Origin of the sequence: Rhodococcus sp. IEGM 1370 (assembly GCF_033142325.1) — a bacterium.
In the GTDB taxonomy this organism is placed as follows: domain Bacteria; phylum Actinomycetota; class Actinomycetes; order Mycobacteriales; family Mycobacteriaceae; genus Rhodococcoides.
In genome coordinates this window covers 78,652-98,534 of record NZ_JAWLRY010000019.1, presented here as the reverse complement: position 1 = coordinate 98,534, position 19,883 = coordinate 78,652, and the positions used below count along the sequence as shown (strand labels likewise).

General features: G+C 65.7%; 17 protein-coding genes. 1 reads left to right on the top strand and 16 read right to left on the bottom strand.

The window, feature by feature from the left end; translation table 11 throughout:
- Positions 1-64 precede the first annotated feature (64 nt).
- The 8 genes from R4P47_RS20305 to R4P47_RS20270 form a co-directional block, all read right to left on the bottom strand.
- Complete coding sequence (locus R4P47_RS20305; protein ID WP_317785568.1) at positions 65-913, bottom strand: DegV family protein; 849 nt, start codon at positions 911-913, stop codon at positions 65-67.
- Complete coding sequence (gene octT, locus R4P47_RS20300; RefSeq protein WP_317785567.1) at positions 910-1,662, bottom strand: diglucosylglycerate octanoyltransferase; 753 nt, start codon at positions 1,660-1,662, stop codon at positions 910-912. Before octT ends, R4P47_RS20305 begins: the two co-directional genes overlap by 4 nt.
- Positions 1,649-2,302 (bottom strand): histidine phosphatase family protein, encoded by a 654-nt coding sequence (locus tag R4P47_RS20295; protein WP_149406220.1) that lies wholly within the window; start codon positions 2,300-2,302, stop codon positions 1,649-1,651. Before R4P47_RS20295 ends, octT begins: the two co-directional genes overlap by 14 nt.
- Positions 2,299-2,688 carry a ribosome silencing factor gene (rsfS, locus tag R4P47_RS20290; RefSeq protein WP_032394567.1) on the bottom strand — a complete coding sequence of 130 codons (390 nt, stop codon included), beginning with the start codon at positions 2,686-2,688 and terminating at the stop codon, positions 2,299-2,301. Before rsfS ends, R4P47_RS20295 begins: the two co-directional genes overlap by 4 nt.
- Positions 2,685-3,398 (bottom strand): nicotinate-nucleotide adenylyltransferase, encoded by a 714-nt coding sequence (gene nadD / locus R4P47_RS20285; protein ID WP_394855272.1) that lies wholly within the window; start codon positions 3,396-3,398, stop codon positions 2,685-2,687. The genes rsfS and nadD overlap by 4 nt, the downstream gene beginning before the upstream one ends.
- Before the next feature lie 107 nt (positions 3,399-3,505).
- Positions 3,506-4,921, bottom strand: a complete 1,416-nt coding sequence (locus R4P47_RS20280; protein WP_068052413.1) for a vWA domain-containing protein — start codon at positions 4,919-4,921, stop codon at positions 3,506-3,508.
- A 1-nt stretch (position 4,922) separates the two neighbouring features.
- Positions 4,923-5,804 (bottom strand): AAA family ATPase, encoded by an 882-nt coding sequence (locus R4P47_RS20275; protein WP_269593789.1) that lies wholly within the window; start codon positions 5,802-5,804, stop codon positions 4,923-4,925.
- A 45-nt stretch (positions 5,805-5,849) separates the two neighbouring features.
- Positions 5,850-7,127: a glutamate-5-semialdehyde dehydrogenase gene (locus R4P47_RS20270; protein WP_317785566.1), complete on the bottom strand. Its 1,278-nt coding sequence runs from the start codon at positions 7,125-7,127 to the stop codon at positions 5,850-5,852.
- 113 nt (positions 7,128-7,240) lie between these two features.
- On the opposite strand from R4P47_RS20270, the gene R4P47_RS20265 reads away from it, so the two are divergent.
- The gene (locus tag R4P47_RS20265; protein ID WP_317785565.1) at positions 7,241-8,359 is read left to right on the top strand and encodes an NADH:flavin oxidoreductase/NADH oxidase; all 1,119 of its coding nucleotides are present in this window, start codon (positions 7,241-7,243) and stop codon (positions 8,357-8,359) included.
- A gap of 4 nt (positions 8,360-8,363) precedes the next feature.
- Here the strand turns inward: R4P47_RS20265 and R4P47_RS20260 are convergent, their stop codons facing one another.
- The 8 genes from R4P47_RS20260 to R4P47_RS20225 all read right to left on the bottom strand — a co-directional run bounded on the left by R4P47_RS20260 (position 8,364) and on the right by R4P47_RS20225 (position 19,841).
- Positions 8,364-9,320: a D-2-hydroxyacid dehydrogenase gene (locus tag R4P47_RS20260; protein ID WP_394855426.1), complete on the bottom strand. Its 957-nt coding sequence runs from the start codon at positions 9,318-9,320 to the stop codon at positions 8,364-8,366.
- The gene (locus R4P47_RS20255) at positions 9,320-10,750 is read right to left on the bottom strand and encodes an MFS transporter (protein ID WP_231911481.1); all 1,431 of its coding nucleotides are present in this window, start codon (positions 10,748-10,750) and stop codon (positions 9,320-9,322) included. The genes R4P47_RS20260 and R4P47_RS20255 overlap by 1 nt, the downstream gene beginning before the upstream one ends.
- Positions 10,751-10,864: 114 nt before the next feature.
- Positions 10,865-12,061 (bottom strand): M20 family metallopeptidase, encoded by a 1,197-nt coding sequence (locus R4P47_RS20250; protein WP_317548659.1) that lies wholly within the window; start codon positions 12,059-12,061, stop codon positions 10,865-10,867.
- Entirely contained in the window at positions 12,058-13,383 is a 1,326-nt protein-coding gene (locus R4P47_RS20245; RefSeq protein WP_317785564.1) for a PLP-dependent aminotransferase family protein, read from the bottom strand. Before R4P47_RS20245 ends, R4P47_RS20250 begins: the two co-directional genes overlap by 4 nt.
- A 2-nt stretch (positions 13,384-13,385) precedes the next feature.
- Positions 13,386-14,564, bottom strand: a complete 1,179-nt coding sequence (locus R4P47_RS20240) for a Xaa-Pro peptidase family protein (protein WP_317785574.1) — start codon at positions 14,562-14,564, stop codon at positions 13,386-13,388.
- Positions 14,565-14,787: 223 nt separating this feature from the next.
- Positions 14,788-15,501 carry a GntR family transcriptional regulator gene (locus R4P47_RS20235; protein ID WP_230596661.1) on the bottom strand — a complete coding sequence of 238 codons (714 nt, stop codon included), beginning with the start codon at positions 15,499-15,501 and terminating at the stop codon, positions 14,788-14,790.
- Between the two features lie 15 nt (positions 15,502-15,516).
- Entirely contained in the window at positions 15,517-16,989 is a 1,473-nt protein-coding gene (locus R4P47_RS20230) for an NAD-dependent succinate-semialdehyde dehydrogenase (RefSeq protein WP_317532780.1), read from the bottom strand.
- Positions 16,986-19,841, bottom strand: a complete 2,856-nt coding sequence (locus R4P47_RS20225) for an FAD-binding and (Fe-S)-binding domain-containing protein (RefSeq protein ID WP_317785573.1) — start codon at positions 19,839-19,841, stop codon at positions 16,986-16,988. The genes R4P47_RS20230 and R4P47_RS20225 overlap by 4 nt, the downstream gene beginning before the upstream one ends.
- Positions 19,842-19,883 lie beyond the last annotated feature (42 nt).

Genomic DNA, 19,883 nt, shown 5'->3' with positions numbered 1-19,883 from the left:
TACAGGTCGCCGATTGCCCTGTGTACAACCCGGAGGCTGTGGATGAACCGAGGGCTGGGCCCGGTTATCGGCGTCCCGGAGCCACGACGACACCGACCGCGCCGGGGCCGACGTGAGCGCCGAGAACGGCACCGAAGGGGTAGACGTCGATGCTGGTCGAGTGCGGAATTCGGGAGGCCAGCATCGCGGCTACGTCCTCGGCTCGCTCCGGGCACTGCATGTGGTGCACCGCGAGCGCAACCCCCGATTCGTCACCGACCTCGGTCGCGGCAGCGACGGCTGCGTCGACCAGCTTGTTCAAAGCCTTCGACGAGGTCCGCGCCTTCTCCTTCAACACGAGTTTGCCGTCGCTGATGTGCAGTACTGGCTTCATGGCCAGCGCAGTGCCGAGCAACGCCGCGGCGGCGCCGATTCGGCCTCCACGTCGCAGGTGGTCGAGTCGATCGACGACGATGAAGCATCGCGAGGTCGTCGACGCGGCGACGGCGTCGCGGTACACCTCGTCCAGTTCTGCTCCCCCGGCGGCCGTCGCGGCCGCAGCGAGCACCGCGAAGCCCAGTCCCATGCCGGCCGAGGCGGAATCGACGACTCGGACGGCCGAGCCCACGTGATCTGCGGCCTGGCGTGCTGCCTCCCACGTGCTCGACAGTCCCCGGGAAATGTGCAGGGCCACCACACCGGCACCTCGACTGCGTTCGAGAGCCGCGGCATAGACCTCGGTCAGCTCGCCCGGGGAAGCCCCCGCTGTGGTCACGGGCTTGCCCGAGGTGGTCTGCTCGGGAATGTCGTCGACGCCTTCGCGATGGTCGATTCCGTCGACCAGCACGTGCAGTGGCACCAACGCGATGCCGCGTTCGGCGGCGAGTGTGGCCGGCAGACAGGACGAGGAGTCGGTGACGACGGCGACGGTCATGGCGATCGGGTCACCGATCCGGCGGCGACGGGTCGCAGCACCTCCAGCATCGCCTCGGCGACCGCGACATGAGCGTCCCATCCCCAGTGGATGCCGTCGGGGTTCGCGTTCTCGGACTCGATGTTCGGTCGGACGGCGTCGGCGAGGTCGACCATGGGGACGTTCTTGTCCGCACTCCACGCCCGCAAGGCACGAACGGCGGGCTCGCGACCCGAGTGCACCCGCCCGTAGGCATCGCAGCGGTGCACCGACGGATAGGTGCCGATGACCGGAAGCTCGGGACGTACGTAGGCCAATGCGGCGCGGGCCTGCTCCAGGTAGTCGACGCTGAGCCGCGGCGGCAGTGCAACGGGCCAACCCAGATGCGACAGAACTGGTTGCACCGCTTGATATCCCGCGCGAACGACGCGTCGTAGAGCCGGCGGTCTGATGTACCGGATCTGCTCCCGCAGCGCGGTAGGCAACGGCGACGGAAGCGAATCCATGCCGCCGATGGCGAACACGACGGCACCGGCACGGGGAATCGCGGCCCACACTCGCGGATCCTGAGTCAGAGCCCACCACGCGTCACGACTCGTCCACCCGATGCGCGCAACCAAGTCCACTGTCCAACCGAGCTCGGCTGCAACCAGATTGGGCCAGAGCCGCGGATCGTCCACCGGCAGCCCGCCCTCGGGTCCGTAGTAACTCAGCGAGTCCGCGAGCACGAGCAGCGTGGGGCGCACCGCCGTCTCGTCAGAGGACGTCACTGGCCACTCGCGCCGAGGCGTTCCACACGTCCAGTCGCCAGGACGGGTTCTCCCCGGGCCCGTGCGCACCGAGTTGCACCCAGCTGGTGTTCGCGAGGCCACCGAGCACCGGCCAGCGATCGGTCGGCAGATCGAGCAGCGCGGCGGTCAGGGCCGCGATCAGACCTCCGTGCGCGACGAGGACGAGCGGTCGCTCGTTGCCGTCGGCACCCCACTCGGGCACGCTTGCGGCGAGTTCACGAACCAGCGGCACGCTGCGTCGGGCGACGTCGATGCGGCTCTCCCCACCGGGCGGGGCGACGGTGGCGTCGGCGCGCCAGGCCGGTCGCGCACCGGGGGCGATGTCGTCGACCTCGGTGTGGGTGAGTCCCTGCCACTGACCGAGGTGGGTTTCGCGCAGACGCTCGTCCACCGAGACCGCCACCCCGGCTGCTTCTCCGAGCGCGTTCGCGGTGTCGAGAGCTCGCCGCAGGTCCGAGGAGACGATCTTGATCGGCTCACGCGTCGCGAGCTCGGCGGCGGCCGTCTTCGCCTGGCTGCGGCCGAGTTCGGACAGATCGGTGTCGAGCTGACCCTGCATGCGGTCGGTGGCGTTGTATTCCGTCTGACCGTGCCGAAGCAGGATGAGCCGTCTGATCATTGCTCCGATTCCGGAGCCGGATGCTGTCCGAGACCGGGAACCTCGATGGTCGGGCAGTCCTTCCACAACCGCTCGAGCGCGTAGAAGTTGCGCTCTTCGTTGTGCTGGACGTGCACGACGATGTCGGAGTAGTCCAGCAGTGCCCAACGGCCTTCCCTGGTGCCCTCGCGACGAACCGGCTTGTGTCCGGCCTCACGCAGCTGATCCTCGATGTTCTCCACAATCGCGTTGACCTGACGCTCGTTCGGTGCCGAGGCGATGACGAAGCAATCGGTGATGTAGAGCTGATCGGAGACGTCGAGAATCACCACGTCGCCGGCCAGTTTGTCGTCGGCTGCGAGCGCGGCGATACGCGCCATCTCGGCGGCTTCGGCTGTTGCAGTCACTTCGGTGTACTCCCACTCGTATGGCTCGGGTTCGCGGTCATTGCGCTGGTGACCGACCCTGCCGGTTGCTTCTTCTGGGGCGCTGGTTCCGACATGGTGACGGATCCGTCGAGACGCTGAGCGCCTCGTGGTCTGTAGAGATTCCTCTTCGAGATGTATTGCACGACGCCGTCCGGTACCAGGTACCAGACCGGCCGATTCTCACCGGCTCGGAGTCGACAGTCCGTCGACGATATCGCGAGTGCAGGGATTTCCATCAATGTGAGAGTGTCCGCGGGCAACGACCGAAGGTGGTTGGCGAGATGTTCGACGCCGAGCTCGAACCCGGGACGCGAGACACCGACGAACTTGGCGAGCTCGAACAACTCCTCCCAGTTCTGCCACGTGAGGATCGACTCGAGCGCATCCGCCCCGGTGATGAAGTACAGCTCGGCGTTGGGATGCTGGGTCCGCAGATCGCGCAGGGTGTCGACGGTGTAGGTCGACTTCTCCCGGTCGACGTCCACCCGACTGACCGAGAAACGCGGATTGGACGCGGTCGCGATGACCGTCATCAGGTAGCGATCCTCTGCCGGGCTGACCGTCTTGCCTTCCTTCTGCCACGGGTTTCCGGTGGGGACGAAGATGACCTCGTCCAGGCGGAACTTGTTCGCCACTTCGCTGGCCGCGACGAGGTGCCCGTGGTGAATCGGGTCGAAGGTGCCGCCCATCACGCCCAAACGGCGGACGGACTGCCTACCGGTGTCGTCGCCGGGGTCGGATTCGCGCTGCACAACCGCCGATTCTACGGCCGGCGTGCCGCCGGCCGTCACACGCCTCACACCGGCAGCAAACGCGAGACCACGGTGGCGAGCTGCTGAGCCGATCGGCACTCGTGCATCGCGATCACGTCGGAGTACACCTTGGCAGCCGAATCGCCGGAACCCCACTGCGATTTCGGTTCGGGATTGAGCCAGTACGCATGTTTGGCCACCGACACGATGTGCGCCAACGCCGGCAGCTTCGGCTCGCGGTAGTTGGTGCGGGCGTCCCCGAGAATCAGCACCGAGCTGCGACTGGTGACCGCGTGCGCGTACTTCTCGTCGAACGTCGTCAGTGCATGGCCGTAGTCCGAGTGGCCGTCGTACGTCACCAGATCGGACTCGCGAACGATGCGACTCATCGCCGCTCCGAGGTCGGCACCGGAATCGAAGAATCGCGTCACCTCGTCGGTGGAGTCGATGAACGCGAAGATGCGCACGCGCGAGAACTGCTCTCGCAGTGCATGCACCAACAGCAGAGTGAAATTACTGAATCCTGCCACCGAGCCCGAGACATCGCACAGTACAACCAATTCGGGGCGCGCTCGCCGCGGCTTGCGCTCGACCAGGTCGATCGGAATACCGCCGGTGGACATCGACTTGCGCAGCGTACGCCGCAGATCGATCGAGCCGTGTCTGCTTCGGCTGCGCCGCACCGCAAGTCGCGATGCCAACAACCGGGCGAGAGGGGTGACGTTGCGTCGCAGCGCCGCCATCTCCGTGTCCGAGGCCCGCAGGAAATCGACTTCCTCCGCGAGCTTGGGTACCCCGTAGCTCGCCACTCGCTCACGGCCAAGCTTTTCTGCCGACCGACGCCTCGTCTCGCTCTCGATCATCTTGCGCAGATCTGCGATGCGTTGCGCTGCAGTGCGTTTGGCAACCTCGGACTCGTAGTCGTCGGTGGGGCGATCGGGTGCGTCGTCGCTGCGCCCGAGCAATCCGTCGAGAATCTTGCGCAGCAACGTTTCGGGCGCTACGTCGCGCAGCGCCTGATATGCCGAGAACGAGGGCCCGTTCGAGGACTTGTATTGTCCGAGTTCCTCGACCATCTGCGCCGCCAGCATCTGGGTCAACTCGGCGGCCTCGGCCGAATCGTCCGAGAGCAGATCGACCAACAGCTCGCGGAGAGCATCGATGTCGACGTCGCCGGCATCGGTGCGGGGCAGGGCGGTATCGATCTGCCCCGAGTCCCTGGTACCCGATGCCACCGGGAACCACAGGTCGAACAGGGCGTCGAACACTCCGCGGTGCGTCGGACGGCGCAGCAGTGCACAGGCCAGACCCTCGCGCACGGCCTCCCGATCGAGCAGATCGAGAACCGACAGGACGCGTCCGGCATCGACCGTCTCCGACGGCCCGACCGAAATTCCACGCCGACGCAGTGCGTCGACGAAACCGACGAGGTGACCGGGAATTCCGTGTGGGGCCTGCATGTCAGTTGAGCCGGAGTTCGGCTGCCGCACGAACCTGGTCCGACTGATGCTTGAGCACCACACCGAGTGTGGAGCGAACCGCTTCGTCGTCGAGGGTGTCCATACCGAGCGCCAACAGAGTGCGTCCCCAGTCGATGGTCTCGGCCACCGAGGGCAACTTCTTGAGCTGCATCGCGCGCAGTACCCGCACGGTCTTGATCATCTGCTCGGCGATCGCCTCGGGTAGGTCGGGAACCCTGCTGGCCAGAATCCGACGCTCGAGGTCGGCGTCCGGAAAGTCGAGGTGCAGGAACAAGCACCGACGCTTGAGGGCCTCGGACAGTTCACGGGTGGCGTTCGAGGTGAGCACCACGAACGGCGTCCGCTCGGCCACGATCGTGCCGAGTTCGGGAATGGTGATCGCGAAGTCGCTCAGTACCTCGAGCAGCAGTCCTTCGATCTCGACGTCGGCCTTGTCGGTCTCGTCGATGAGCAGAACCGTGGGATCGGTCCGGCGAATGGCCTGCAGAAGCGGGCGCGCAAGCAGGAACTCCTCGGAGAACACGTCCAGCTTGGTCGAGTCCCAGTCGGCAGCGGTACCAGACTGGATGCGCAGAATCTGCTTGGCGTGGTTCCACTCGTACAGCGCGCGAGCCTCGTCGACACCCTCGTAGCACTGCAGCCGCACCAGTTCGGCCCCGGTCGTCTGCGCGACGGCACGGGCCAGCTCGGTCTTGCCGACTCCCGCCGGACCTTCGATCAGCAGCGGTTTGCCGAGGCGATCGGCGAGAAACACCGAGGTGGCAGTGGCCTTGTCGGCCAGATAGCCCGTCTCGGCCAGGCGCCTCTGGACGTCGTCCACGCTGGCGAACAGCGGGGGTGTCGTCGGTAGGGCACGATCCATGTCACAGCTCCTGATGATCGGGTCTGGCCGGTAGTTCGAGGGTTGTCAGTCTCGGACGTGTCCGTCGCCCCACACGGTCCACTTGGTCGAGGTCAATTCGGGCAATCCCATGGGTCCACGCGCGTGCAGCTTCTGCGTCGAGATGCCGATCTCGGCCCCGAACCCGAACTGCTCGCCGTCGGTGAACGCCGTGGAGGCGTTGACCATCACCGCCGCCGCGTCGACCCGCTGGGTGAACTCGCGCGCGGCACCGATGTCGGCGGCGACGATCGCCTCGGTGTGGCCGGTGCCGTATCGGTCGATGTGCTCGATCGCTTCGTCGATACCGCCCACCACCTTCAGCGCGATGTCGAGTGAGAGGTACTCCTGCGACCAGTCCTCGTCGTGCGCGGGCACAAGCCCGGGCAGATCCCCGTGCACCGTGACGCTGTGCATCTGGAAGGCCTGGAGCAAGCGCGGAACCATGGTCTCGGCGATCGCGGCATCGATCAATACTGTCTCGGCGGCGTTGCAGACACTGACTCGCCGGGTCTTGGCGTTGAGCACGATCTTCTCGGCCGTCTCCGGATCGGCAGAGGCATGGATGTACACGTGGCAGTTTCCGACGCCGGTCTCGATGGTCGGAACCGTGGCATCGCGCACGACCGCAGCGATCAGACCGGCTCCACCACGCGGAATCACCACGTCGACCAAACCGCGAGCCTGAATGAGGTGCGTGACCGTGGCACGATCGGCGCTTCCCAGAAGTTGCACCGCTGCCTCGGGCAGACCGTGATCGCGCAACGCTCCCTGCAGTGCCTCGACCAACGCCGCATTGGACTGCGCCGCCGACGACGAACCGCGGAGCAGCACCGCGTTGCCGGATCTGAACGCGAGGCCGAACGCGTCGACGGTGACGTTGGGCCGGGCCTCGTAGACCATCCCCACCACACCGAGGGGAACTCTCAGCTGACGAATCTCCAGCCCGTTGGGCAGCGTCGAACCGCGGATGATCTCACCGATCGGATCCGGCAACCCGGCCACCTGACGCAGTCCCGCCGCGATGCCGTCGATGCGCGACGCGGTCAGCCGCAGCCGGTCGAGCAGACCCTCGTCGGTACCGGCCGCTCGCGCGTTCTCGATGTCGACTGCGTTCGCGGCGAGTACCGACTCCGAGGCAGCTACGACGGCATCTGCCGCAGCGTGCAGCACCGCGTCCTTCTCTGCGGTCGTCAGCAGCGCGAGCGCCCGCGATGCGGAGCGCGCTCGGCGTGCTGCGGCGTGCACGTTCTCTCGCTCGTCGGCAGTGCTGGTCACCGGTTCGGCCGAGACGGAAGCTGTCATGAACTACACACTAATAGGGGCCGGGAATGAAGCTGCATCGCCGCGTCGTTGCAGCACAGCGTGAAGATCGTCGACCGAACGTCGGCGCAGCCCGAAGACCGGAGGAACCCCTCGTGAGTGTGCTGTTCGAGCCCCTGACCCTGCGCAACGTCACCTTCCCGAACCGGGTGTGGATGGCACCGATGTGCCAGTACTCGGCCGACGAGGCGGGTGACAACGTCGGCGTCGCGGGCGACTGGCACCGCACCCACCTGGTGAGCCGGGCGATCGGCGGTGCCGGTCTGATCATCACCGAAGCCGCCGCCGTGAGCCCCGAGGGGCGCATCAGCCCGTCGGACCTGGGCATCTGGAACGACACCCAGGCCGATGCATTGGCAAAAATCGTCACCGAGATCTCGTCCTTCGGAACCGTCCCGGGCATTCAGCTGGCACACGCGGGGCGCAAGGCGTCGACCGCTGCTCCCTGGGTGGGTGGCAAGTCCTTGCCGGCCGAGGACCCCCGAAGTTGGGAGACCGTCGGCCCCAGCGAGGTTGCGTTCGGTGACTACGCGAGCCCGCGGGAGGCGACGACCGAGGACATCACGAAGATCGTCGACGACTTCCGCACTGCCGCCCAGCGTGCGCTGAAGGCGGGTTTCCAGGTGGCCGAGGTGCACGGGGCGCACGGATACCTGCTGCACCAGTTCCTGTCTCCCGTCAGCAACACCCGTACCGACTCGTACGGCGGAGATTTCGCGGGCCGCACGCGCCTGCTGATCGAGGTCGTCGACGCCGTGCGTGAGGTGTGGCCCGAGGAGCTGCCGCTGTTCGTTCGCCTGTCGGCCACGGACTGGCTCGACGAGCCCGAGAACAGTGAGCATTCAGCCGAATTGGAGGCTGCGAGCTGGACGTCGGATCAGACCGTCGCGTTGTCGCAGATACTCACCGAGCACGGGGTGGATCTGGTCGACACCTCCACCGGAGGCAACGTGCACGCCAAGATTCCGGTCGGTCCCGGCTACCAGGTTCCGTTCGCCCGGCGAATCCAGAACGAGACCACGATGCCGGCCGCTGCGGTCGGCATGATCACCGAATCCAAGCAGGCCGAGGACATCGTCTCGCTGGGAGAGGCAACGGCTGTCCTGCTGGCGCGCGAACTGCTGCGTGATCCGTACTGGCCGCGGCGCGCCGCCCGCGAACTCGGCGTCGAGATGCTCCCGGCCGTGGCACCGCAGTACGAGCGGGCCTACTGAGCGCTCACACCACGAACCCGAGCTTCTTGTCCACGACGTTGCGCAGGGGTTCGCCCTTAAAATGCCGAAGTGCGTTGTCCACGAACAACTCCGCGAGCCGCTGCTTCCACCCCGAGGCATCACCGCTCATGTGCGGGGTGACGATGACGTTCTCGGCCGTCCACAACGGGTGGTCGGCCGAGAGCGGCTCGGTGTCGAACACATCGAGTGCGGCCCCCGCGATGTGCCCGGTGGCAAGGTGTGCCAGCAGTGCATCGGTATCGAGCAACTCCCCACGGCCGACGTTGATCACCCGGGATCCGGGCTTCATCGCGGCCAACACCGCGTCGTCGACAAGTCCCCTCGTCTGTTCGGTGAGTGGCGCGACGAGCACCAGATAGTCGGCTCGGGCTACCACGGCACCCAGGTCGCCGCTGGCGTACACGGTTCCGAAATCGCGATCACCCTCTCGCTGTGTTCGCCCCACGCCCGAGACCGACATCCCCACTGCAGTGAGCATGGTGGCGATGGCCCGACCGATCGCTCCTGTTCCCACGATCATCGCGTGGGCACCGTCGATTCGTTCGGTCTCGCGATGCTGCCAGACCTTCGATTGCTGCAGTGCGCGAGAACGTTCGGAGTCCTTGGCGAACGCGAGGATCTGCGCCAGCACGAACTCCGCGATCGGCCGATCGAATACGCCCCGCGAATTGGTCACGATCACATCGGAATCGACCAACTCGTCGAACATCAACGAGTCGACGCCTGCCGCGGCGATGTGTATCCATTTCAGCGAGCCGCAGCGGGGCCACGCGGATCGGACTGCGGGAGAGAAGAAGTCCCACAACAGCAGCGCGTCGGCCCCGTCGACCGCATCACCGAGGGTGTCGGCGGTGGCGTACCGGACGTCGGCGACCTCCTCGACGGAGTCGAGACCGTCGGGAAGGTCGCCGGCGTGCAGAACGACGAGAACAGGTGCCACTACTTCTTCTTGTATCCGACGAGTTCGACGCCGGACGCGGCCACCTCGTCGTCGTTGTCGCCGGGGCACTGGGTTCCGCGCAACGAGCGGCCGGCGGTTTCCGGCATCAGCAGAATCGGCACGAAGGCGATGGCAGCCGCGATCATCATGTACCAACCCGGGACCAGGTTCGATCCGGTTCGGTCGATCAGGAACGTCAGGATCAGCGGAGCCGTACCGCCGAAGAGCGCCGTCGAGACGTTGTACCCGATGGCGAACGCCCCGTAACGCACCTGAGTCGGGAACAGTGCTGGCAGGGTCGACGAAACACAGGAGCACATGATCACCAGCAACACTCCGAGACCGAGCAGGCCGACGCTCTGGCCGATCAGTCCGGTGTTGATGATCAGCAGGAACAGCGGAACGCTGAACACGAAGTACCCGATGCAGGCCGCCAGCAGCAACGGCTTTCGGCCCACTCGGTCGGACAGCGCACCGATGGGGTTGATGATCGCCATCATGATGATCATGATCGCCACGAGGGTGAAGTTGGACTGAGTCGTACTGTGCCCCAACGTGTCGCTGAGATACGAGGGCAAGAACGTCAGCACCGTGTAGTAGGCGATGTTGAGCAGCAGCACGAATCCCATCAGGATCAGGATCCGCTGCCAGTACGTCATCGTGGTCTTGAGCGAGGCCATGGCCCCACCTGCGCCTTCCTCGACCGTACCGCCGTCTTCCTTGGCCTCGGCGAACACGGGAGAATCCTCGAGCCGGGTCCGCAACCACAGTGCGACGATGCCGAGCGGCAGAGTCACCAGGAACGGGATTCGCCAGCCCCACGCCTCCATCGTCTCGTCGCCGAGCGCGACGTTGAGCAGGGTGCACAGGGTGGCACCGCCCACGGTTCCTGCGAGAGTGCCGAATTCGAGGAACGATCCGAAGAATCCGCGGCGCTTGTCCGGCGCGTATTCGGCCATGAACACAGCTGCGCCGCCGTATTCACCACCGGTGGAGAAGCCCTGCACCAAACGGCAGACGAGCAGCAGAAGCGGTGCGGCGATGCCGATGGTGTCGAACGTCGGCAGCACGCCGATGGTCGCCGTGGCCAACGTCATCATCGAGACGGTCAGAACCAAGACCTTCTGGCGGCCGATGCGGTCTCCGAGTGGGCCGAGCACGATGCCGCCGATGGGGCGAATGATGAACGACGCGGCCAGCACGGCGAACGTGGAGAGCAGGCTTGCTCCCCCGTCCTCGGACGGGAAGAAGTTGGCGGCGATGTACACGGCCAGGTAGCCGTACACCGCGTAGTCGAACCACTCGACGGCGTTACCGAGCGCGGATCCGCCGATGGCGCGATGGAGAACCTTGGTCTCGTCCGGGCTCAGAGTGTCGGTGCTCGGGGGATATCCGGTCGGCGATGCTGCCGACCCTGATTTTTCGGTCACGGTCGAAATACCTCTCGCTTTTGTGGTCAAAGTGGAGCGTCGGTGTGGTACTTCGCAGCGTTCGACATTACGACGATGCGGAACATACGGTTCGGCCCACCCCCTCATGCAACGCTAAAGCGCTGGTAGCGCAGCAATTCTGGTGGCGATCAACGCGTACGCCCTTGCGCTGTCGGTCAATTGCTGCACGGCGACGGACTCGTCCGGCCGATGTGCTTGGCTTTCGATCTCCCCCGGACCGAGCACGACGGTCTTGATACCCATCTGCTGTGCCACGAAACCACCATCGCACGATGCGGTCCAGATGTCAGTCGAACGTGCAGATCCGGTGTCGAGGACCGATTGCACTGCGGTGGTGACCAATCCATCGTTCACGCTGGTCAGAAAGCCCGGCATCTCCATCGCGATTCCGATGCGAACGTCGATGTCGCCGCCGGTCACCCCGGCCGATTCGATGCGCGATCGCAGGTCGCCGACGACACCGGCAGCGCTCTCTCCCGGTACCAGACGGCGGTCGACGGTGAGCACGCAGCGATCGGCGACCATCGATGTGCCGGTGCCTCCCGTTATCGTCCCCACGTTCCACGTGGCCGGACCCAGATCGGTGTCGGGGTTGGCATCCAGCTCGGCCTGGGAGCCCTCGATGATCCCGATGATGCGCGCTGCCGCGGAAATTGCGTTGGCCCCGTTGCGCGGCTGCCCCGCATGCGCGGAACGGCCACGCACCTCGATCTCCAGGTTCGCCGCCCCTCGACATCCGACGATGGTGACCAGGTCCGTCGGCTCTGCCACCACGCAGCAGCTGTAGTTCCGGTGCGGAAGCGCGGCGACGAATGCTCGGATACCGAGACCGGTGTCCTCCTCGTCGACCAGACACGCCAAGGTCATCGGATACTCGTCCGCGAGACCGGCGCGATGCACTGCGGTCATCGCCGCGACCACCGCTGCCAGGCCGCCTTTCATGTCGCAGGCCCCGCGGCCGACAATTCGGCCGTCTCGAACGACCGCGGAGAACGGATCGGTGGTCCAGCCCGTACCCGCCGGAACCACGTCCGAATGGCCGACGAACAGCACTCCCGGCCGCTCGTCGGATCCGATGGACACGATGACGTTGGGTCGCCCCGGAGCCACCTCGACGGTCCGAACGTCGAATCCCAGTGCGCGACAGTGCTCGGCGAGCACCTTCGCAGTCTTCTCCTCGGTATCGCCGGGGTTCTCGCCACCGGCATCGATCAATGCCGCAGTCAGAGAGACGATCTCGTGCTCGTCGATCGAACGGAGAAGAGCGCCTTCGGAAGTCGAAACGGTCATCGGGTGGGATCGGAGGCGAGCAGGTGCTTCGACTTGTCCACCGCTGCCGCCAGCCGTCTGATTCCCTCGTCGATGCGTTCGGGCGTCGACGAGGCGAAGCACAGCCGCAGCGAATCGTGGAATTTCCCACCCACCGACAACGCCGGCCCGGGTATGTAGGCCACACCCTCTGCCAGCGCCGTCTCGAACAGGTCCTGCGTCGAGAAGTCGACGTCGTTGCCGCGCAACGTCGCCCAGAGAAAGAACCCACCCTCGGGATCCGTCGTGGACATCGACTCGCCGAAGTACTTGTCGATGCTGTTCTGCATCGCGACCTTGCGGGGCAGGTACACCGAGGCCAACGATCGAAGATGCTCGTCGAGCAGGCCGCGCCGGATGTACTCGGCCACCATCCGCTGACCGGGCAGGTTGGTGCACGTGTCCATGGCCTGCTTGGCGTTGACGATCAACTGCCGTGCCTCCGGGGCCGCGTCCACCCACCCCACGCGCAGGCCTGGGGCGATCATCTTGGAGAAGGTCCGCACCGAGAAGATCAACGGGTCGTTGGGACTGAGCGTGCCGAAACTGGGAATCGGATCACCCGAGAAGCGGAGCAGGCCGTACGGATCGTCGTCGAGAATCACCGATCCCCACCGGTGCGCCAGCTCGATCAGCAGCTGTCGGCGCTCGAGCGACAGGGTGACGCCGGACGGGTTCTGGAAGTTGGGGATCACGTAGATCATCTTCGGCACTCGACCAGCACGCTCGACGAGCTCCGGCAATGCCTCGACGATGAGGCCGTCACTGTCCATCGGGGCCTCGAGGATGTCGCCTCCGTAGCTGAGCACGGTGGCGGTTCCGTTGGTGTACGTGGGACTTTCGACGATCACCAGGTCGCCCGGATCGACGAACAGTTTGCACGCGATGTCGAGCCCCTGCATTCCGCCCGAGGTGATCACTACTCGCTCCTCGGACGTGGGTTCGCCGACCGAATCGAGGTACGAGAGCAACGCGTCGAGCAAGCCGGGATCGCCCTCGGTGGCACCGTAGTCGAACGCGTCGGCAGTCAGTACGCTGCCGGCGATCTCGGTGAACGCAGCGGCCGGAACGGTCTCGGCTGCAGGAGATCCCATGGCAAATCTGACGATGTCGTGCTTCTGTGCAGCGAGGAGCGATGTCGAGGAATCGATCACCGATCCCACCAGTTTGTCGGTCCGCAGGGCCCAGGGAATGGCAGGAGTGGAGCCTGCGGAACGACCAGGTACGGCAGGAGTGGAGCCTGCGGAACGACCGGTTGGGGCAGGAGTGGAGACTGCGGAACGACCCTTCGTTGATGCGGTCATGCTCACTCCTTCGTCAGTAGTTCTCGGGGGTATGCGGTGAAGGTTTCGAGGCCGGTTTCGGTGACGCGAACGGCCTCGGATACCTCGTATCCGTAGTCGTCCATCCACATTCCGCCGATGATGTGGAAGGTCATGTTCTCTGCGAGCACCGTGTCGTCGTCGGTTCGCAGGCTCACGGTGCGCTCACCCCAGTCGGGTGCGTAGGCGATGCCGATCGAGTAGCCGATGCGCGACGGTTTGTGCAGTCCGTGCTTGGCCAGGCTCGTGTTCCATACCTGGGCCAGTTCGGTCGCGGTGACGCCTGCCTGCACGGTCGCGAGCACGTCGTTCAGTGCTTCTCCGGTGGACTTGGCGAGGTAATCCATACGCGGACTCGGCTTTCCGAGCACGATCGTGCGGGCCATCGGGATGTGGTAGCGCCGAAACACTCCGGCCAGTTCGACGACGGTGGTCTCGCCGCGCACGAAGGGTAGATGCGACCAGGTCAGATGTGGGGTGTCGGCTCCGGCACCGGTGGGCAGCATCGGGACGATGGCCGGATGGTCGCCGCCGAACTCCTCGGTGCCGCGTACCTGTGCGTTCATGATGGCCGCGGCCGCGTCGCACTGCCGTTCACCGACCGAGATCGATTGGTATGCAGCCGACATCGCCGATTCGCAGACTTTCGCGGCGCCGCGCATCAGGGCGATCTCCGCGGGCGATTTGACCACGCGCACCCAGTTGATGAGCTCGTAGGAGTCGGTGAAGCGATATTCGGGCAGCGACTTCACCAGTGCCTCGAAAGCCTTGGGACTGAAGTAGTACGAGTCCATCTCCAGCCCCACCTGGCCGTGCTCGAAGTTGTTCACCAACCCCAGTTCGCGCAGTTTCGCGGCGACCCAGACGAACGGGTGCGTGTCCTTGCGCTGCACGAACGTTTCGGGATAGCCGAACGTCCGATCCTGCGGCAGCCACGACGTGCGGAACGCGCCGTTGGCGTCCATCTCGCGGGCGAAGAAGTACATCTCTCCCTCGAGGGGCACGTACAGCATCTGCGGGGTGTAGAACGAGAGCGCGTTGTATCCGAGCAGGTAGTAGAGGTTCGCGGGATCGGTGACGATGAGCGCGGTGAGGTTCTGCGCTGCCATCCGCTCGCGGACGGCAGCGAGCCGGAAGGCGTACTCCTCGTCGGTGAACGTGATCGGCGTGCTGTTCGGAACATCGGGGTACCGAGCGAGGCCGGGAGCGGCCCGTCCTGTGGTCTCGTCGGGTCCGAGTGCGGTGACGTAGGCGGCGTCGGGTGAGTCGTTCACGGGCACCCCCTTCAATGAGATCGGTTTAGTAGATTGTTGACAATCAGGCTAGGCGCTGGCGTGAGAGGTTCGCAAGACTTCGGATGTAAATGCTGTGTTGCCGGACCGGCGACTATCCAGGAGTGGCCAGTGCCGAGTGTTCGGCCTGCTCTTCGACCATGGCACGGGTCAGGTCGTGGATGGCGGTGTCCATGTGCTCGTGCACGCCCTTTTCCAGTGCGTCCCAATCCGATCCGAGCAACAGGTCGACGATCAGCTGGTGTTCCTCCACCAACGCCTCGGGCCGGTAGTACGCAGTTTCCAGGTTGGCCATGCAGATACGTGCCTCAGCAGCGAGCGTGGCGTACATGCGCGACATTCGGCTGTTGCGCGTCGCCGCGACCAGTGCGGTGTGAAACGCCAGATCACGTTCGGCAAGACCTCGCCAATCCGCCCGATCGATGAACGGCTGCATCTGCATCACGATGGCCGAGAGCTCGTCGGCAGCCGACACCAGGCGCGCACGATCCCCGTGCACCAGAGTCCACGCGGCACCGACCTCGATGGCCGCCCGGGATTCGTAGATCTCGGTGACATCCTCACTGCTCAGCTCGACGACGAACACGCCGCGATTTCGGTAGCTGACGAGCAGCCCCTCCTGATTGAGGCGCTGCAGCGCCTCCCGCACCGGTCCCCGCGAGATCTCGAGTTCCGCGGCGACGTTGGCCTCGTTGATCTGCTCCCCGGGGGCGTAGGACCCGTCGATGATGCGGTCGCGAATCTGGTCGGCAATGACCATCGACGTGTTGCGTGCGTCGATGGGCGTCAATCGTCTCGAACTGGGCATGATCGAAAGCCTCTCTCAGCCTCGGGGAATGGCGAAGTATTTGTACTCCAGAAACTCGTCTATTCCGACTTTTCCGCCCTCGCGGCCGAGTCCGGACTGTTTGACGCCACCGAACGGCGCAGCCGGATTGGACACCAGACCCGTGTTGAGGCCGACCATTCCCACCTCGAGGCGCTCCCCCATTCGCAGAGCCCGGTCGATGTCCTGGGTGAAGACGTACCCGACGAGTCCCCATTCGGTGTCGTTCGCGAGGGCGATCACTTCGTCCTCGGTGTCGAACGGGACGATTGCAGCCACCGGTCCGAAGATTTCCTGGGACATCAGATCCGACGCCGCATCGACGTCGGTGAGGACCGTCGGCGGGTAGAAGTAGCCGGGTCCGTCCGGGGCCACTCCCCCGACGATCGCACGGGCGCCACGCCGAAGTGCGTCGTCGACGAGTGTCTGTACCTTGGCGCGGCCCGCCTCGTCGATCAGCGGGCCCACCTCGGTTCCGTGCGCACTACCGGCCCCCACCGACAGCGCACCCATGCGCTCGGCGAGCTTGTCCGCGAACTGCGCTGTGACACTGCGATGTACGAAGAACCGGTTGGCGGCGGTGCACGCCTCACCCATGTTGCGCATCTTGGCGACCATGGCACCGTCCACGGCGCGTGCGAGGTCAGCGTCGTCCATGACGATGAAGGGTGCGTTGCCGCCGAGCTCCATCGAGGTGCGCATCACCGTCGACGCAGCTTGCTCGAGCAGAATCTTGCCCACCGCAGTCGATCCGGTGAAGCTGATCTTGCGGGCCGCACCGCTGCTCATCCACGAGCCCACCACGCCCGACGCGTCGGTGGTGGTCACGACGTTGACCACTCCCGCCGGAACACCCGCGTCGTGCAGAATCTCCGCCAGAGCCAATGCGGTCAGCGGCGTCTGCTCGGCCGGCTTGAACACCACGGTGCATCCCGCAGCCAACGCCGGTCCGATCTTGCGAGTTCCCATTGCCAACGGGAAGTTCCACGGAGTGACGAGAATGCACGGACCCACCGGTGCCCGGGTGACCACGATGCGGTTCTTGCCGTCTCCGGTGAGGGTGTGATCGCCCGAGATGCGCACCGCTTCCTCGGAGAACCAGCGGAAGAACTCGGCACCGTAAGCCACCTCACCGCGAGCGTCGGCCAGTGGCTTTCCCATTTCCGCGGTGATGATCTCAGCGAGCTCCTCCTGCCGCGCCATGATCAATTCGTATGCTGTGCGCAGGATTTCGCTGCGTGCCCGCGGCGCAGTCGCGGCCCAGTCGGCGGCGGCGTCGACCGCTGCGGCCATGGCGTTCTCGGCATCGACTATGCCGCCGTCGGCGACCCTGGCGATGACCTCGCCGCTGGCGGGATCGACGACATCGAATCGGACATCGGATGCTGCGGCAGTCCACGCGCCCCCGACGAACAGTTCGGTCGGAGCAGTGATCGTGGGACGCGTGAGGCTGGTCGAACTGGCGGTCATGGCCGCGGTCCTTTCGTCGAACGTGGATCGAGTACTTGCGCCAGGTGTACGGACGCATCGCTGGTCAGGTCACCGGTGAGTTGTCGCACCTGCATGTGGCAGGAGAATCCGTCGGTCAGAATCGGGGTGTCGGGCTCGGCGGCGCGAACCGCCGGGGCGAGGGCCTGCTCGGCCACGGCCATGCTGAGCTCGTAGTGGCGAGACTCGAAGCCGAAGTTTCCTGCGACCCCGCAGCATCCGGTGGCCTCGCGCACCGCCTCGATACCGACGGCAGCCAACGCCGTGCGCTGGGTGGCGTTTCCGAACACCGCGTATTCGTGGCAATGGGTCTGCACCGTCACCGATTCGGGAACCTCGGCCGAGGGCACCCACCCGGCGGCGGCCTGGTCGATCACCGCGCCGGCGAAACTCTGCACCCGCGCCGCGACCCGTCTCGCGGCCGCGGTGGGAACCAGCTCCGGCATGTCCTTGCGGAACGCCGCAGCGCAGCTCGGTTCGGTGACGACGATGGGTCGGTCGGTGCCGTCGTCCAGTGCAGCAACGGCTTTCGTGAGGTGCTTGCGGGCGGCCTTCAGCTGGCCCGTCGAAATCCAGGTCAGGCCACAGCACACGTCGGTCCGGCATTCGGTGCTGCGGCCGGAATCCTCGAGCACGCGCTGCGCCGCGCCCGCGACCTCGGGCCGAAAACCCTGGGTGAACGTGTCGACGACCAACACCACGTCGGCGGCGCGGCCTCCGCCGATCCGTATCTCGTCAGCAAGTTCCTTCGCCGACGCGAAGCGCGGCAACGGCCGCTCGGTGGTCAGCCCACCGAGTCGAGCCGCCAGCGCGGCGATGCGCGGAGTGAGCAGACGGTTGAGCAGCGGTGCCGTTCGCTGTGTCACCTTCAGCCAGCGAGGCAACCAGCCCAGCGAATAGTGCGAGAGCGGCCGCAGTCGTCCCGCATAGTGATGATCGAGGAACTCGGACTTGTACGTCGCCATGTCCACGCCGACCGGACAATCCGACGAACAGGCCTTGCAGGACAGACACAGGTCGAGCGATTCGGCTACGTCCTTCGATGCCCATCCGTCGGCAACGGTCGGCGAACTGCGCACCATCTCCTGCAGCACTCGGGCCCGGCCGCGCGTCGAGTCCTTTTCGTCGCCGGTCGCCCGGAAACTGGGGCACATGACGCCTCCCGACGTCGTACGACACTTGCCGACGCCGACACACGACTGAGTGGCGTGCACGAACGGATCCAGATCTGCCCGCGTTCCGATCTGGTGCAGATCGAAGGTCGTCTTCCATTCCCGCTGCGGGATGCCCTGCAGCATGAGGTTGTCCATCATCGGTTCCGGATCGGTGATCGAACCCGGGTTCAGAATCCCGCGGGGATCCCAGATGCGCTTGAACCGCGCGAAGGCGTCGAGCATGCGCGGTGAGTACATCACCGGGAGCAGTTCCGACCGGGCCCTGCCGTCACCGTGCTCGCCCGAGAGGCTGCCCCCGTGCTTGACCACCACCCGCGCGGCGGCGCGCAGGAAGTCGTACATCACCCGTCGCCCGGCGTCGGTGCGCTGATCGAACGTGATGCGTACGTGCATGCAGCCGGCACCGAAGTGTCCGTACATCACGCCGGTCAGATCGTGTTCGGCCAGAAGCGAGTTCAGGTCGGCGAGGTAGGCGGACAGGTTCTCGGGTGCGACGGCGGCGTCCTCCCAGCCACCCCAGGACTCGACTCCGCTGGCGAGTCGAGTCGCCAGACCTGCGCCGTCCTCACGTACTCGCCACAGCGCTGTTCGATCGGCCGGGTCGGTGACGATGCGACCTTCCTTGACGCGGCCGAGACGACCGAGCGCCTCGAGCAGACGGGCCGCTTTGTCCTCGACCTCGGCCGCATCGGCCCCGTCGAGATCGACGTAGAGCCACGCGTTTCCCGCAGGCAGACCGCGGATGGAATCCGGTCCGCGCCGGTACTCCATCGTCTGGGCGATGTTGTCGTCGATACCCTCCACAGCGGCAGGCGAGAACTCGAGAATGGCCGTCACGTCGGCGGCAGCAGCCACCACGTTCTCGTATCCGAGGCAGAGCAACAACGCCGCCGGAGGCACGGGAACGACGGCGACGGTGACCGAAACGATCACCGCGCACGTGCCCTCGCTCCCGACGAGTGCACGAGCAACGTCGAATCCGTTCTCGGGCAGTAGATGCGAGAGGTGAAATCCGGACACCTGTCGCGGTATGCGGCCCAACTCGACTCTGAAGAGCGCGAGGTTGTCGGCCGCGAGCGACTGCAACTCGCGCGAGATACGTTCGGCTGCATCGGTCGCCGCCGCATCCTCCGAATGCACTGCCTCCACACCACTACGGGTCACCCGGAGTAGGTGCCCGTCGGCGGTGACCACATCCATGGCCACCGTGTGGTCGGCTGTTCGTCCGTAGCGCACCGAGTGATTGCCGCACGCGTCGTTGCCGACTGCCCCGCCCACCGTCGCGCGTGTCTTGCTGGACGGGTCGGGTGCGAAGGTGAACGTCCCCGAGGTGCGCGCCACCAGTTCACGCTGCAACTCCGAGATCACGATTCCCGGCTCCACCACCGCGGTCCGCGCGTCGGTGTCGACGGAGATCACGCGGTTCATGTGGCGGGAGAAGTCGATCACGATTCCGCGGCCGATCGCGTTGCCAGCCATGGACGTTCCGCCGCCGCGGCCGATCACTGAGACTCCCGCGGCCCCGCACAGCACCATCACGGAGGCAACCTCCTCGGCGCTCCGGGGGAAGACCACAGCCGCAGGCGGAATTCGGTAGTTCGAGGCGTCGTAGGAGTACTCGGCGAGCCGTCGAGACGAATCGTCGATCTCGATACCCATCTCCAGCACTCGCTGCACGAGTGCCGGCACCGGGGACCGCAC